Raw genomic sequence first — 14,732 nt, 5'->3', positions numbered from 1 at the left:
CTTCACAACTTTCGACGACTGCGCATCCGCTTCGAACGCCTTGCGTTTATCCACGAAGCCTTCATGAAAATCGCCTGCTGCATCATCTGTTGGCGAAAACTGAAGAACTCATTTTGTTAACGCCTGTTAGATGCAAACACCCACGGCGTCCCCGAACAGCGGTCCGCCCCCCAAGCCTTGCTGATCTCGCAACGCCGAGCCGCGCGATAACCGCCACAAGCAGTACCGCCCCAACAACCGTACCACTAGCTCCGATTGACGCCCGGACGCTCCTGACGCTAGACGCCCGCCCGCGCAATATCACGTTGATAGAATCGCCGCTTCGCCAACCCGGGGAAAGACATGGCATTCGAAGATCGTGACTGATATCGCAACGAGTACAAGCAAAAGACCGCTCGCAAACCCAACCTGCTACAGAGCGTCATCGATCAGACCGAGAAGCGCCGACGCACGCCGCTGTTCGTCATCGCGCTTATCTGGATCGCCGCCTTCGTCGGGCTCTACTACGCATTCACGCTCGCCGGTCACTAGAGCTTTTGCACCTGCAGGACAAGCACGACCTCTGTATGCCCTTTGTATGTCGTGCGACCATCGAGAAGTAACGGCAGGAATCATTCATGGCTTTTGGTTTGCGAGGCCTGATCCTGCAGCAGCCCGCCAAGCACGATTACCTCGCTGTATTTCATGCCGGCCACCGTCTGCAATGAGCGCGTGTTCTATTTGTATTCTCATTGTCCATCAAGTTGACAATACAAAGTGACAGAATGCACCAATCAACCGGCTTCAGAGTCTCCGCACGGGCAAATCTATTGCGAAGGCGTGAAAGATACTTCGATGATTTCGGTCCTGATAGACTGGCTCAAGGCATAGCAGTCCTGCAATGGTAGCCCTCGCCATCAACGTGACTGGTCCACGCAGCACAGGTTATGCCGATCGGTCGGTTTCTATGAATCGGCCGCGTGATCTTGCAACGAATCGTAGAAAACGTTGCCTTGGACTTCAGTTCGAGGGCGGGCTGGGTATCAAATGCGTCAGCTAAGGAAGCTGAGTTTATCCATACCCCCACGAAAATACTCCCGGCACGGCATCCAACCGTCGCCGGGAGAAAGACCAATCACGATCCCTTCGCCGCCGAGACAAACTCGTTCGTATAAGTCCGGTTGAGATCGATATGCTTGCCTTTGATCGCCGGATTGATCGTCGACAGAATCTTGAGAACATTTTCCGGCCCGCCCGCAGGCATCTTTCCATCGGGCGTGTACATCGCCATGGTCGACTTCAGGGCCTGCACGTAGAGCGCCTTATCGCCGCCGTAGTAATCCTTCGGCATTTTGTCGGCGATTTCTTCGGGCGAGTGCGTATGGATATAGACCATGGTTCGGGCGATCGCGCGCGCGAGACCCGCCGCCTGCTGCTTGTGCGATGCCAGCCAGTCGGCGTTAACGTATAGCCCCGTAAAGGGGTAGATGCCGCCGAGCGCCTTCTGCGTTCCCTCGACGGTTCGCATGTCGACCATGACCGACGCATCGCCCTTCTGAAGCAGTCTCGACACGGTCGGCTCGGTCGTCATGCCCGCATCGATACGCCGCTGTTGAATGGCGGCGATGAACGAATTGTCCGCGCCAACCGGCAGCGTCGAATACTCCTTCGACGTAATGCGGTATTTGAGCGCCATGTACTGCGTAAGAAAGTCGGTCGACGAGCCCAGGCCCGTCACACCCAGGGTCTTGCCTTTCGCGTCGGCCATGCTTTTCATCGGCGACGCCTTCGATACGACTTCGACTTCTCCCGGCACCTGAAGGAACGTTGCGATGGATCGCACTTCCTTGCCCTTGCTCTGCAGGTCGATCGTATGGTCGTAGGCGCTGGCGACGGCCTGAACGGAGCCTGACAGCAGTTCGTTTTCGGCATCGACGCCGGCCGGTTGCGACAGCAGTTCGACGTTCAGTTTCTCGTCCTTGAAGTAGCCGAGCTGATCGGCGAGCTTCGCGGGCAGGTAGATGAACTTCGAGATGCCGCCGACCATGATCGAGATGGTCGGGCTATCGTCGGCCCGTGCGGGCGATATGGCGACGAGGCTCGCAAATGCGACGGCGGTGCAGAAAAGACGTGCTTTCGGTGCGTTATTCATGATTTATTTCTCGCAAGGGTCTTCGGGTCAAAAATAGCCGGGAACCAGACGCGCTGGTTAGCCGAGGGAAACTCAATGGCTGTGATTCGGGACCGCGCCGGTCGCGTCGTCTGTGCCGGGTTCGTCGATGCGAATGAAATACGCCATCAGGAACGACGCGACCAGCAGCGCCGAGAGAAACAGCAGGCCCGGCGTTGCACTCTTTCCTGTGCCCTTGATGAATCCAATGGCGAAGGGGCCAACGAAGCCGCCCAGATTGCCCACCGAATTGATGACGGCAATGGAGACCGCGGCCGTAGACCGGCTGAGGAACAGTGTGGGCAGGGCCCAGAACGGCGATTTGAACGCGTAGAGTCCGGCGAGACTCAGGCTGATCATCACGATCGATACATAGGGATTCGTCGCGAGGCCCGCACCCAGCAGGGCGAGCGCCGCAACGCCGAGCGGGATCGCCGAATGCAGGCGTCGTTCGTTGCGGCGATCCGAGCTTCTGGACCACAGCACCATGGCGATCGTCGCGGCAAGGTACGGAATCATGGCGATGAGGCCGATCTGCGTGTGGCTCAGCGTTCTGGAGAATCCCTTGATGATCTGGGGCATCCAGTAGCCGACGCCGAGGCTGCCGCATTGATAGACGAAGTAGATGAACGACAGGTAAAGCACCTTCGGATTGGTCATCGCCTTGAGCGAGCCGAAATGTTTTGCGTGAGGGCGGGCCTTTCGATCGTTGGCGAGTTCGCCCTGCAGCCATTCGCGCTCGTGAGGCTTGAGCCACTTCGCGTCGGCGGGCCGGTCGGTCAGATAGAAGAAGCACAGAACGCCGCCGATCAGCGCGGGCGCGCCTTCGAGCACGAGCATCCAGCGCCAGCCGCTCCAGTTCAGCCACTGCGCGTGGTCCATCACCCATGTGCTGAGCGGTGCGCCGATGATGTACGAGACCGGAATGGCGGCCGTGAAGAGCGCGACCGTCGTCGCGAGCTCCCTGGCCCGGAACCAGTACGTGAGATAGACGATGATGCCGGGGAAAAATCCCGCCTCGGCCACGCCGAGCAGAAAGCGCAGCACATAAAGCTGCGTGGCGTTCTGCACGAACGCGGAACCCACGGACACCATGCCCCAGGTCACGAGGATGCGGGCAATCCAGACACGCGCGCCGAACCGGTTGAGCATGACGTTGCTCGGCACTTCGAACAGGAAGTAGCCGATGAAGAAGATGCCCGAGGCGAAGCCGAATGCCTCGCCCGTCAGCGCCAGCTCGTGATTCATCTGCAATGCCGCGTAGCCGATGTTCGCGCGGTCGATGTAGGAAATGATGTAGAGGATGAAAACGAACGGGATGATGCGCCACGTGATCTTGCGTACGAGTGCGTGTTCGTCGATTGCGGGGCTGGCTGTCATGGCTTTCTCCGCTGGCGGCCGAGTCCGCCAGGCTTCGCGTGAATCGGAAAGGTGTGTCAGGCGTGGGGCGGCGAGAACACCAGGCAGACCGGGCTGCCCGACGAGGCAACGAAGCCGGTCGGCGCGAGGCCGCCTGAGTACGCATCGACGGAGAACACGACGATGGTGTCGCTGTCCTCGTTGAGCACGTACATGAAGCGGCCATCGGGTGTGGCCGTCATGAAGCGGGGCGTCTTGCCTTGCGTGGGGACGGCATGCAGAAAGCGCAGCCGGCCATTCGACGCATCAATGCCGAACACGGCAATGCTGTCGTCACCGCGGTTCGACGCATAGACGAAGCGGCCCGTGGGATCGACTTCGATTTCCGCCGCGCGGCTATTGCCCGTGCAGGTATCCGGCAGACTCGACAGCACCTGCCGCGGCGTGAGCGAGCCGTTGGCCGCATCGTAGCCATACGCCGTAACCGTCGAATCGAGTTCGTTGACGACCCACGCATGGCGGCCATCCGGATGGAACGCGATATGGCGCGGCCCCGCGCCCTCGCGAGCCGCGACGAAGGGTGTCGCGGCGGGCGTGAGCCGGCCGTTTTCGAAGCGGAACGAGAATGTGCGGTCGAGTCCCTTGTCCGGAACGATCACGAAGCGCCCGTCCGGCGCGAACGGATTGAAGTGCGGTTTCGCCTGCTTCTGTTCGATGCGATGCGGACCGATGGGGCCGTCCAGCTGCACGAGCTGTGTGAGCGGTTCGAGCGAGCCGTCGGCGGCGATGGGCAGCACCGCGAGGCTCGCGCCGATGTGATTGGACACGACCACGTAGCGGCCGCCCGGATCGATTGCGAGATGCACGGGATTGTTGCCTTCGGTGCTCTGGCGATTGAGGAACGTGAGCTTGCCGCTCGCCTTGTCCACGCTGAACGCGCTGATGTCGCTCATGTCGCCATGCACGCTGTAGAGATGCTCGCCGTTCCGGCTCAGCGCAAGGAACGACGGGTTCACCAGGTCCTTGACGAGCTGCACGAGCGTCAGCGCGCCGGTCTGCGTCTCGACCTGATAGACGCTGATGCCGTCGCCGCGGGCGTTGCGCTCGCGCGTCGTGCGCGAACCGACATAAGCAAACAGGGGGGTCTTTTGTTTCAAAACGGTGTGCCTCGTATTGCGGGTTTCCACTGGATTGCATTTTGACTATATGAAGTGCAAAAATACAGTTATGGAAAACACCGACACCCCTCTCATCTCCCATCTCGACGCGGGCGGCGCGAGCTTGCGTTTCGTCGATCTGCCCGGCATGTTCGGCGCGCAGCTGCGCGAACTGCCCGTCGTGCTGCGCCTGCTGCTCGAAAACGTGATTCGTAATACGGATGGCGAAGAGCGCGCTCAGGCGGTCGCCGCGATCCTCGCGTGGCGCGAGCGCGCCACCAGCGAGCACGAAATCGCGTTCCAGCCCAACCGCGTGCTGATGCACGACACGACGAGCACGCCCGCGCTGGTCGACATCGCGGCGATGCGCGACGCGCTGGCCGAGGCGGGCGCGGACCCCGCCGCGCTCAATCCCGTGTTGCCGGTCGATTCGTCGGTCGATCATTCGCTCGCGGTCGAGTACTTCGGCAAGCCCGACGCCGCGCCGCGGAATCTCGCGCTCGAACTGCGCCGCAACGCGGAGCGTTACCGCTTTCTGCGCTGGGCTTCGCAGGCCTTGACGGGCGTGCGCATCCATCCGCCGGGCACGGGGATCATGCATACGATCAACCTGGAGCAGCTCGCGACGGTGGTGACGCGCGTCACGCGCGACGGCGAGCCGTGGGCCGTGCCCGACACGCTGATCGGCACGGACAGCCATACGCCGATGATCAACGGCATCGGCGTGCTCGGCTGGGGCGTGGGCGGCCTCGAAGCGCAGACGGTGATGTTCGGCATGCCGGTAATGCAGCGCATTCCCGATGTGATCGGCGTGCGTCTCACGGGCGCGCTGCGGCCGGGCGTGCTCGCCACCGATCTCGCGCTGACGGTCACGCAGCGGCTGCGCGCGATCGGCGTCTCGGGCGAGTTCGTCGAGTTCTTCGGGCTGGGCGTGTCGACGCTCGGCGCGGGCGAACGCTCGGTCGTGGCGAACATGGCGCCGGAGTACGGCGCATCGACGGGCTTTTTCCCCGTGGACGCACGTACGCTCGAATACCTGCACGCGACGCATCGCACAGCGCAAGCCATGCAACTGGTCGAGGCGTTCACGCGCGCGGCCGGCCTGTGGTTCGATCCCGAGGCCGCGCCGCGCTACACGCGCACGATCGACATCGATCTCGCCAGCATCGGCATGCACGTGGCCGGCCCGCGCCGCCCGCAGGATCTGCTCGATTACTCGGCATTGCCCGCCGCGCTCGCGAAGCTCGGCTTCAAGCCGGAAGGCGGATCGAAAGCGCCGCACGAGCCGATGCCGCGTCACCCCGTGGCGATCGCGGCGATCACGAGTTGCACGAACACGTCCGATCCCGCCTTGCTGATCGCCGCCGGGCTCGTGGCGCGCAAGGCACGCGCGAAAGGCCTTGCGGTGCCGGCGTGGATCAAGACCTCATTGGCACCCGGATCGCCGGCCGCCGCTGCGTATCTGGAACGTGCCGGTCTGATCGACGATCTTTCCGCCGTGGGCTTCGACATCGTCGGCTATGGCTGCACGACCTGCATCGGCAACTCGGGGCCGCTCACCGAAAGCGTGCGCGCGTCGCAGGCCGAAGGCCGCATCTATCCCGTCGCCGTGCTCTCGGGCAACCGCAATTTCGCGGGACGCATTCACCCCGATCTCGATCTCGGCTTCATCATGTCGCCGCCGCTCGTGGTCGCGTTCGCCCTTGCGGGCAATGCCGAAACCGACCTGAGCCGCGAGCCCGTGCAATGCGCGGCCGACGGTACGCCGGTCCTGCTGCGCGATCTGTGGCCGACGCGCGAGGAGGTGGCCGCGCTCGTCGAGCAGGCGGCCGACCCCGAGGACTACCCCCGCGCGTTTGCCGTGGCGAGCCGCAATCCGGCATGGCACGAACTCGAAGCGCCATCGGGCGCGCGCTTTCCGTGGAATCCGGCGTCGACGGCTTTACGCCGGCCGCCGTTCGCGGCCATCGATCAGGGCAGCCAGCTCGGCCACTATCGCGCGTATCCGTTGCTCGTGCTCGGCGACGACATCACGACCGACCACATCTCGCCGGCGAGCGCGATTCCGAAAGACAGCTTCGTCGCCGATTTTCTCGTCTCGCGCGGCGACGACCGCAACGACCTGAACGTGTTCGCCTCGCGCCGCGGCAACTGGGAAGTGATGATGCGTGCGGCGTTCTACAGCAAGACGCTGGTGAACCGGCTCAAGCCCGGCATGCCGGTTGCTCACACGCTGCACGTGCCGAGCGGCGAAGTGCTGCCGATTCATGAGGCCGCCAGGCGCTATGCGGACGCGGGCGATGCCGTCGTGCTCGTCGCGGGTGAACGCTACGGCACGGGCTCGTCGCGCGACTGGGCCGCAAAGGGGCAGCGGCTCCTGGGTATTCGCGCGGTGCTGGCCGCGAGCTTCGAGCGCATCCATCGCTCGAATCTGATCGGCATGGGCATCCTGCCGCTGCGTTTCGCGCCCGGCATCCATCCGGACACCCTCGCGCTCGGGCCGGGTGATATGCTCGAAGTCGCAGCGGACGCCGCCACGATCACGCCGCGCTGCACGGTGCCCGTGCGTATCGTGCGTGCCGACGGCCGCGTCGAGGCGATCGACGTGCGCGCGGCCGTGGAGACGCGCCTCGAATGCAGGCTGCTGCGTTCGGGCGGCGTAATTCCGCTGATCCTGCAAAACAACCTCGCGCGCGGCAGGGGCGCAGACTGAGCTCCCGCGCGGCGAACCTGACCGACTGAGATGATCGACCGCTCCATTGCCACCCAGATACTCGAACTGATCAGCAACGAAGGGCTCGAAGCCGGCGCGCATCTGCCCGCGCAGATGCTGGCCGACCGGCTTCGCGTGTCGCGCTCGCCCGTGAACGAAGCGCTCGCGCTGCTGCACGAGAAGGGCGTGCTGACGCGCGAGAAAAATCGCGGCTTCTTCGTGGCGCGGCCGCTCGTCGATCCCTTGGCCGACGTGGTCAGCGAACTGGGTCTCGCCGGGACCGGCATCGTGACGAGCGTCTATTTCCAGATCGCCGACGATCGCCTCAAAGGGGAACTGCCGGACGTTGTATCCGAGCAGATGATCCGCACGCGCTACGGTCTCACGGGCGCGCAATTGAGCGCGCTATTGAACCGGATTGCGCAGGAGGGCTGGGCAGAGCGCAAGCCCGGTTACGGCTGGGAATTCTCGCCCATGCTCACGACGCCCGACAGCCTGCTCAAGTCTTACCGGCTGCGTCTCGCGCTGGAGCCGGCGGCGCTGCTCGAACCCGGCTACCGGCTCGAGCGCAAGGTGCTCGAACGTTGCCGCGAGGTCGAAAAGCATCTGCTCGCGGGCGGCATCGAAACCGATACCGCCGATCAGTTGCACGAGCGCGGCGTGCGCTTTCACGAATCGCTCGTCGAGGCGTCGGGCAACAGTTTTTTTATCGACACCATTCGCCGTGTCAACCGGGTGCGCCGGCTGATCTCGTACCGTTCGATGCAGCATCGCAAGCGCTATGTGGAGCATGCCAGGCAGCATCTGCACGTGCTCGAACTGCTGGAGCGCGAGCGCAACGAAGAGGCATCCGAAGCATTACGCCAGCACCTTTTGCATACGCTGGAGGCTCTGGCGAGCATCCAGGAAATCCTCGGCTCGGCGCCGGAGGATCAACACACGGTTCAATCCGCCACGACCTTATGAATATCGATTCCGCCATCGTCAAGGCATTCGCGCCCACCGGAACGCTGCGTGCGTCCATCAATCTCGGCAATCCGATTCTCGCCAACCTGAGTCCGCAGTCGGGCGAGCCGGCCGGCGTATCGGTCGATCTCGCGCGCGCGTTCGCGCAACGCCTCGGTGTGCCGCTCGAACTCGTCGTGTTCGACGCGGCGGGCAAGTCCGTGGAGGCCGTCAGCGACGAGCGCGCGGACTTCGGCTTTTTCGCCGTGGACCCGAAGCGCGGCGAAACCATTGCGTTTACCGCGCCGTACGTGCTGATTGAAGGGGTCTATCTCGTACGCGAGGCTTCGCCGATCCGCTCCAATGCCGATGTCGATTATCCGCATAACCGGGTGGCGGTCGGCAAGGGCAGCGCCTACGACCTGTTCCTCACGCGGGAACTGAAAGCCGCGCAGATCGTGCGTGCGCCGACTTCGCCCACGGTGGTCCAAACCTTCCTCGAACAAACGCTTGAAGTGGCCGCCGGCGTCAGGCAGCAACTCGAAGCCGATGCCGCGAAAACCAGCGGACTGCGCTTGCTCGACGAGCGTTTCATGGTGATCCGGCAGGCAATGGGCGTCGCAAAGAGCCGGGGAGAACGGGCGGCCGAGGAATTACGCGAGTTTGTCGAAGAGATGAAACGCAGCGGGTTCGTCGCGCAGGCACTGGAACGCCATCGCATTGCAGGCGCTTCGGTTGCGCCGCTCGAATAAACGACGGCTTCCGGGGAAGAGGAGGGAATTGCCTCTGAAAAATCGGCCCTGAAACATGGCTGTTTTAAGGCAGATTCGAAATGTCGCTATGACAACGGGTTATTAAGCGACCGCCAGAAATGGCGTCGATTCTCGCCAGGCCCCGTGCAGCAAGCTTCTCAGGCTCATGGGGCGGCGCGCGCGGTTGCGCCGTCGAGGAACGCGGCGCCGTGGCGTGCGCCGGCCGCAACGTGACATTTCGGTATACTCACGGACTTCTTCTAAAACGATTTGTCGCGGCTTTTCGCCCGCGCAGCGACCGCCCGGTTGACCCGCCAGCGGTGTGCTGTGCGCACGCGATGGGCGCGTCCGTCTCCGCTCATCATGTCCGATCTATCCACGCCGTTCGGCGGCGCGCCCCGCCGTCTCGTCAACATCAATCCGAAGCCGCTCGCCGTCGCGCTTGCGCTCGTCGTGATCGGTGCCGTCTATCTCGCGCAGACCGTCAGCGTGACGCAGGCCGCGCTGTACGTCCTCGGCGCGCTGCTTGGCGTCACGCTCTATCACGCCGCGTTCGGCTTCACGTCCGCATGGCGGGTCTTCATCGCCGACGGCCGCGGCGCCGGCCTGCGCGCGCAGATGCTGATGCTCGCAATCGGCGTGCTGCTGTTCTTCCCCGCGCTGTCTGCCGGCACGCTGTTCGGTCATGCGGTTGTCGGCGAAGTGTCGCCCCCCGGCACCTCGGTCGTGATAGGCGCGTTCATTTTCGGCGTTGGCATGCAGCTCGGCGGCGGCTGTGCGTCCGGCACGCTGTACACCGTCGGCGGCGGCAGCACGCGGATGGTGGTCACGCTGATCGCGTTTATCGTCGGCTCGGTGGTCGGCACCGCGCACATGCCGTTCTGGTCCGCGCTGCCGCATCTCCAGCCGATCTCGCTCGTGAAGACGCTCGGCGTCGGTCCGGCGATCGCGCTGAATCTCGTGGTGTTCGCGGCGATCGCCGCGCTGACCGTGCTGATCGAGAAGCGCCGTCACGGCCATCTCGTGAGCGACGTGGATCGCGCGCCGAACGCGTCGCCGTGGCTGCATGGCCCGTGGCCGCTGCTCGCCGGTGGTGTCGTGCTGGCGATCCTCAACTTCGTGACGCTCGCGTTGTCGGGCCACCCCTGGGGCATCACGTCGGCGTTCGCGCTGTGGGGCGCCAAGGCGTTCTCCGCGCTGGGCATCGACGTCGCAAGCTGGCCGGTGTGGAGCACCGGCCCGAACGCGGCCGCCCTGGCCGCGCCGATCAGCCACGACGTGAAGTCCGTGATGGACATCGGCATCGTAATCGGCGCGATGGTTGCCGCTTCGCTCGCCGGCCGCTACGCGCCGGTATGGCGTCTGCCTTTGCGCTCGCTGATCGCCGCCATCGTCGGCGGGCTGCTGCTCGGCTATGGCGCGCGCCTCGCGTATGGCTGCAATATCGGCGCGTATTTCAGCGGTATCGTGTCGGGCAGCCTGCATGGCTGGCTCTGGCTCGTCGCGGCATTTTTCGGCAACGTGGTCGGCACGAAGCTGCGTCCGGCCTTCGGGCTCGCGGTCGAGCGCGTGAAGCAGACGGGTTGTTGAGCGGGGGCTGCGACCTCTATTTGCCGGTGTAATCAGGAAGGCAACGCGTGACGCGTTGCCTTTTTTTATGCCTCGGCCGTGAACGCAAAGGCGTCATGCCGTTCGACCTGTATTGCCGTTCGCAATGACGTCATTGATTTCATTGCATTGCGCGCATGACGCGGGAATCGTATCGTGGTCTCACTATCACGGAGACCCGCATGAAGATCGCATTTCTGGGAGCCGGTGCGTTAGGTTGCGCCATTGGCTCCGCACTCACCGAAGGCGGCCACGAGACGTGGCTGGTCGACCGCTTTGCGGCGCACGTCGAGGCCATGTGCCGCGACGGCCTGCAAGTCGACGACGCCAATGGCTCGCGCCGCGTCAAGGTCCGCGCCACGATGAACCCCGCCGAAGTCGGACCGGTGGACCTCGTTATCGTACTGGTCAAGTCCTTCCATACCGATTCGGCGATGCGCGGCGCGCTCGCCCTCGTCGGTCCCGACACGCTCGTCCTGTCGTTGCAGAACGGCCTCGGCCATGAGGACGTGCTGAGCGAGATCGTCGGCCGCGAGCGTGTGCTGGCGGGCAAGACCTATGTCGGCGGCGTACTGAAGGCGCCCGGACATATCGAGTCGGGCGTGAGCGGAAAACTGACGATCATCGGCGAACTCGACGGCCAGGTGACGGAGCGGGTCCGCGCCATCGCCGATGCGTTCAACAGCGCCGGCCTGACGACCACGGTCAGCGACAACATCCTCGGCACGATGTGGGACAAGCTGTTGATTAACGTCGCGACCGGCGCGATCACCGGCGTTACCGGTCTGACGTATGGGCAACTCTACGAAGAGCTGGTTCTGAAAGCGACCGCGCTGGCCGCGATCGAAGAGGCCATGGCCGCGGCGAAGGCCGCCGGCATTCGTCTTTCGATGACCCGGGCGGAAGAGGCGTGGACGCTCGCCGCCGAAGGTTTGCCGCTTGCCTTCAAGACCTCGATGCTGCAAAGCCTGGAAAAAGGTTCGGTTACCGAAATCGACTTCATCAACGGCGCGGTCGTGCGCTGGGGCCAACGTCTCGGCGTGCCGACTCCTGTTAATTCGACGCTCGTGGCATGCATCAAGGGCATCGAACGGGCCATGACCGATCGCCAGAAAGCAGGAGCGGCGGCATGAGCGGCACGAAAGCGTATCTGGAGCACGTCGCGATCTGGGTGAAGGATATCCAGTGGCATATCCGCTTCTTCGAGGAAGTCCTCGGCATGACGATGCGCGAGGTGGACGGCACGCGCGAGGCGCCGCGTCAGTACTGGACGCTCGGCGGCTTGCAGTTCATTCACGAGCCGCGCTTCGACGGGCCCGAGGGCCGGCTCGGCCATCTCGGCGTGATGTGCGAGGACCTCGAGGCCGCGCTCGCCGCGGCGCAGGCGTTCGGTGTCGGCGAAATGCCGCAGGGACGCAACTGGCTGCGCTTGCCGGACGGGCTCGCGGTCGAACTCATTCAGGCCAAACCTGCCGCGTGCGTTGCGCAGGCGCTGGCGATCAATCCACGCGCGGAGGCGTAAAGCATGAGCACGATCATCGAAAAGTACTGGGACGACGCGAAGGACGGCGACGAGTGCGTGAGCCCGACCTATACGGTCACGAAAGAACGCATTCTCGCCTACGCCGATCTGACCGGCGATCACACACCGGTGCATGTGGACGAGGCCTACGCGAACGCGAGCCACTTCGGTTCGATCGTCGCGCACGGGCTGTTCGGGCTGTCGATTGCGGACGGCCTGAAGACGCAGAGCGACTACCGGTTCCTGCCGGGCATGTCGCTCGGCTGGACCTGGGATTTCCTGCTGCCGATCAAGGTCAACGACGTCCTGCACGTCAGGTTTCGCGTGAGCAACATGCGCGCGAGCAAGAGCCGTCCGGACTGGGGCATCGTCGTGCTACCGTCTGAGCTGATCAATCAGGACGGCCAGGTGGTCCAGCGCGGCGAACATCGCCTGATGGTGCCGCGCCGCCCGGGAGCGAACTGATGCAGGCCCGTCCTCTCGAAGGTATTCGCGTCGTCGACTACAGCCACTTTCTCGCCGGTCCCTATGTGGGCCGTTGCCTCGCGGCGCTCGGCGCCGAAGTCATCAAGGTCGAGCGTCCCGGCAGCGGCGACGCCGGCCGGCAGCATGCGACCCTCCTCGACGACCAGCAAAGCGCCTACTTCCTGCAGCTCAATATGGGCAAGCGCGGCGTCAGCGTCGATATGAAAGATGCGCGCGGCAAGGAGTTCATGCGGCGCCTGTGCGATTCGGCCGATGTATTTATCGAAAACTATCGACCCGGCGCGCTGGACAAGCTCGGCCTCGGCTATGCCGCGCTGTCCGAACGCAATCCGGGCCTCGTGTACTGCTCGATCTCGGCATACGGCCATACAGGACCCGACGCGCATCGCGCGGGCTTTGGCCTGATCGCCGAGGCGAAGAGCGGCATCATGCAGATGATCGGCAATCCCGGCGAGCCGCCCCCGCTGATGCGGATTTCGCTCGGTGACATGTACACGGGCATTCATGCGGTGGCCGCGATCAACGCCGCGTTGCTCGGCCGCGTGAAGAGCGGCCGCGGCCAGCATATCGACATGGCGCTGTACGACACGCTGGTGTCGATGCACGAATACGCGGTGCAGTGCTACACGATGCAGGGCGTGCTGCCCGAGCAGACGGGTCACGACATGCCGACGTCGACGCTGTATGGCGTGTTTCGCGCGGCCGACGGCGATCTCGTGATCGCCGCGCAGGTCGACGATTCGTGGGCGCGCTTCGCTGCGCTCGTCGAACAGCACGGCGGTCCGGCCGGCTTTGGTGCCGACGCGAGATTCCACGCGCTGAACGGACGCAACGCCCATCGCGAGGACATCCTCGCCGTCGTCAAGCCGTGGGTGGCCGCGCGGCCGGTGGCCGAGGTGCTGGCGCTGCTCGACGGAGTCGACGTGCCATGCGCGAAGGTCCAGCGTATCGACGAGGTGGTTGCCGATCCGCAGATCGTCGCACGGGGCATGGTGATCGAACAGGACCATCCGCGCTTCGGAAAACTGCGTCTGCCGAACCTGCCGTTCCGTTTCTCCGACTGCGATACGTCGATCCGCGAAGTCGGCCCGGACCTCGGTCAGCACAATGCTGAAGTTGCACAGTCGCTGGGTTTCGACGCTGCGCAGATCGACGCCATGCAGGCCGACGGCGTGCTGTTTTCGAAGAGGGCTGCATGATGGCTGATTTATATGCGGTGATCGGCCATCCGATCGGACACACGAAATCCCCGCTGATCCACGGCCTGTTTGCGCAGGAGACCGGGCAGGACATCACCTATACGGCGATAGAAGGGCCGCTCGAGCCGGCCGGCGCGTTTGCCGAAACGGTCAGGGCGTTTATCGCCGCGGGCGGCAGGGGCTTGAACGTCACCGCGCCGTTCAAGCTGCAAGCCTTCGCGATGGCTGACGAGCGCAGCGAACGCGCGGCGCTTGCCGGTGCCGTGAACGCGATGAAGTTCGAAAACGGCCGGATCGTTGCCGAGAATTTCGACGGCGTCGGCCTCGTGCGCGACATCGAAGTCAATCTGAACCGGCCGATGGCGGGCAAGCGCGTGCTCGTACTGGGCGCGGGCGGCGCGGTGCGCGGCGCCTTGCTGTCGTTCATCGCGGCGCGGCCGGCGGAGCTGGTCGTCGTGAACCGGAACGTAGTGAAGGCCGAGGCGCTGGTGGCGCAAGTCGCAACGAGCTGTCCGTTGATCGCATGCGGTTACCGGGATCTCGACGCGATGGAGCCGTTCGACCTCGTCGTGAACGCGACGTCGGCGAGTCTTGGCGGTCACTTGCCGCCTGTTTCGCCCGGCGTATTCAGCCCGGCTGGCGGCGCGTACGAACTCGCCTATGGGAAAGGGCTCACGCCGTTTTTGCGGCTTGCGCGCGAGGCGGGCGTGCAGGGTATTGCCGATGGTGTCGGCATGCTGGTCGAACAGGCGGCCGAAGCGTTCGAATGGTGGCGCGGCGTTCGTCCGCAGACACGGGCGGTGATCGACCGGCTGACCGTGCCGCTCGACTGACGCTGATCC

Annotated in this window: 12 protein-coding genes and 1 pseudogene; 10 read left to right on the top strand and 3 right to left on the bottom strand. The window is 64.2% G+C overall.

What is annotated here, in order from left to right:
* Positions 1-120: pseudogene (locus G3N58_RS02320) on the top strand (IS5/IS1182 family transposase); the annotation flags it as partial.
* A gap of 994 nt (positions 121-1,114) precedes the next feature.
* Here G3N58_RS02320 and G3N58_RS02315 read toward each other — a convergent pair.
* From G3N58_RS02315 to G3N58_RS02305, 3 genes are all read right to left on the bottom strand, one after another.
* Positions 1,115-2,131, bottom strand: coding sequence for an ABC transporter substrate-binding protein (locus G3N58_RS02315; protein WP_167037470.1), 1,017 nt, complete (start codon positions 2,129-2,131; stop codon positions 1,115-1,117).
* 72 nt (positions 2,132-2,203) lie between these two features.
* The gene (locus tag G3N58_RS02310) at positions 2,204-3,529 is read right to left on the bottom strand and encodes an MFS transporter (protein WP_167037467.1); all 1,326 of its coding nucleotides are present in this window, start codon (positions 3,527-3,529) and stop codon (positions 2,204-2,206) included.
* A gap of 56 nt (positions 3,530-3,585) precedes the next feature.
* A complete protein-coding gene (locus tag G3N58_RS02305; protein WP_345889820.1) occupies positions 3,586-4,695 on the bottom strand; it encodes a lactonase family protein in 1,110 nt (369 codons plus the stop codon).
* A gap of 40 nt (positions 4,696-4,735) precedes the next feature.
* Between G3N58_RS02305 and acnA the strand changes: the two genes are divergently transcribed.
* The 9 genes from acnA (at position 4,736) to aroE (ending at position 14,723) form a co-directional block, all read left to right on the top strand.
* A complete protein-coding gene (gene acnA, locus G3N58_RS02300) occupies positions 4,736-7,378 on the top strand; it encodes an aconitate hydratase AcnA (protein WP_167037464.1) in 2,643 nt (880 codons plus the stop codon).
* Positions 7,379-7,408: 30 nt separating this feature from the next.
* Positions 7,409-8,344: a GntR family transcriptional regulator gene (locus G3N58_RS02295; protein WP_167037462.1), complete on the top strand. Its 936-nt coding sequence runs from the start codon at positions 7,409-7,411 to the stop codon at positions 8,342-8,344.
* Positions 8,341-9,075 carry an ABC transporter substrate-binding protein gene (locus G3N58_RS02290; RefSeq protein ID WP_205998377.1) on the top strand — a complete coding sequence of 245 codons (735 nt, stop codon included), beginning with the start codon at positions 8,341-8,343 and terminating at the stop codon, positions 9,073-9,075. Before G3N58_RS02295 ends, G3N58_RS02290 begins: the two co-directional genes overlap by 4 nt.
* A gap of 363 nt (positions 9,076-9,438) precedes the next feature.
* Positions 9,439-10,665: a YeeE/YedE family protein gene (locus G3N58_RS02285; RefSeq protein WP_167037456.1), complete on the top strand. Its 1,227-nt coding sequence runs from the start codon at positions 9,439-9,441 to the stop codon at positions 10,663-10,665.
* 200 nt (positions 10,666-10,865) lie between these two features.
* Positions 10,866-11,816 carry a ketopantoate reductase family protein gene (locus G3N58_RS02280; RefSeq protein ID WP_167037453.1) on the top strand — a complete coding sequence of 317 codons (951 nt, stop codon included), beginning with the start codon at positions 10,866-10,868 and terminating at the stop codon, positions 11,814-11,816.
* Positions 11,813-12,205 (top strand): VOC family protein, encoded by a 393-nt coding sequence (locus tag G3N58_RS02275; RefSeq protein ID WP_167037450.1) that lies wholly within the window; start codon positions 11,813-11,815, stop codon positions 12,203-12,205. The genes G3N58_RS02280 and G3N58_RS02275 overlap by 4 nt, the downstream gene beginning before the upstream one ends.
* Positions 12,206-12,208: 3 nt before the next feature.
* Positions 12,209-12,670 carry a MaoC family dehydratase gene (locus G3N58_RS02270; RefSeq protein ID WP_167281381.1) on the top strand — a complete coding sequence of 154 codons (462 nt, stop codon included), beginning with the start codon at positions 12,209-12,211 and terminating at the stop codon, positions 12,668-12,670.
* Positions 12,670-13,890 carry a CoA transferase gene (locus tag G3N58_RS02265; RefSeq protein ID WP_167281379.1) on the top strand — a complete coding sequence of 407 codons (1,221 nt, stop codon included), beginning with the start codon at positions 12,670-12,672 and terminating at the stop codon, positions 13,888-13,890. Before G3N58_RS02270 ends, G3N58_RS02265 begins: the two co-directional genes overlap by 1 nt.
* Positions 13,890-14,723 carry a shikimate dehydrogenase gene (gene aroE / locus G3N58_RS02260; RefSeq protein WP_167037998.1) on the top strand — a complete coding sequence of 278 codons (834 nt, stop codon included), beginning with the start codon at positions 13,890-13,892 and terminating at the stop codon, positions 14,721-14,723. Before G3N58_RS02265 ends, aroE begins: the two co-directional genes overlap by 1 nt.
* Positions 14,724-14,732 lie beyond the last annotated feature (9 nt).

It is taken from the genome of Paraburkholderia sp. Ac-20342 (genome assembly GCF_017104985.1).
Lineage (GTDB): Bacteria > Pseudomonadota > Gammaproteobacteria > Burkholderiales > Burkholderiaceae > Paraburkholderia.
Note: the sequence above shows the minus strand (reverse complement) of the source record. Positions and strands in the feature narration are given on the sequence as shown.

What these genes read in the sequence shown, in the direction of transcription:
- G3N58_RS02315 (WP_167037470.1), bottom strand. Translation starts at nt 2,131, where the DNA reads ATGAATAACGCACCGAAAGCACGTCTTTTCTGCACCGCCGTCGCATTT.
- G3N58_RS02310 (WP_167037467.1), bottom strand. Translation starts at nt 3,529, where the DNA reads ATGACAGCCAGCCCCGCAATCGACGAACACGCACTCGTACGCAAGATC.
- acnA (WP_167037464.1), top strand. Translation starts at nt 4,736, where the DNA reads ATGGAAAACACCGACACCCCTCTCATCTCCCATCTCGACGCGGGCGGC.
- G3N58_RS02295 (WP_167037462.1), top strand. Translation starts at nt 7,409, where the DNA reads ATGATCGACCGCTCCATTGCCACCCAGATACTCGAACTGATCAGCAAC.
- G3N58_RS02290 (WP_205998377.1), top strand. Translation starts at nt 8,341, where the DNA reads ATGAATATCGATTCCGCCATCGTCAAGGCATTCGCGCCCACCGGAACG.
- G3N58_RS02285 (WP_167037456.1), top strand. Translation starts at nt 9,439, where the DNA reads ATGTCCGATCTATCCACGCCGTTCGGCGGCGCGCCCCGCCGTCTCGTC.
- G3N58_RS02280 (WP_167037453.1), top strand. Translation starts at nt 10,866, where the DNA reads ATGAAGATCGCATTTCTGGGAGCCGGTGCGTTAGGTTGCGCCATTGGC.
- G3N58_RS02275 (WP_167037450.1), top strand. Translation starts at nt 11,813, where the DNA reads ATGAGCGGCACGAAAGCGTATCTGGAGCACGTCGCGATCTGGGTGAAG.
- G3N58_RS02270 (WP_167281381.1), top strand. Translation starts at nt 12,209, where the DNA reads ATGAGCACGATCATCGAAAAGTACTGGGACGACGCGAAGGACGGCGAC.
- G3N58_RS02265 (WP_167281379.1), top strand. Translation starts at nt 12,670, where the DNA reads ATGCAGGCCCGTCCTCTCGAAGGTATTCGCGTCGTCGACTACAGCCAC.
- aroE (WP_167037998.1), top strand. Translation starts at nt 13,890, where the DNA reads ATGGCTGATTTATATGCGGTGATCGGCCATCCGATCGGACACACGAAA.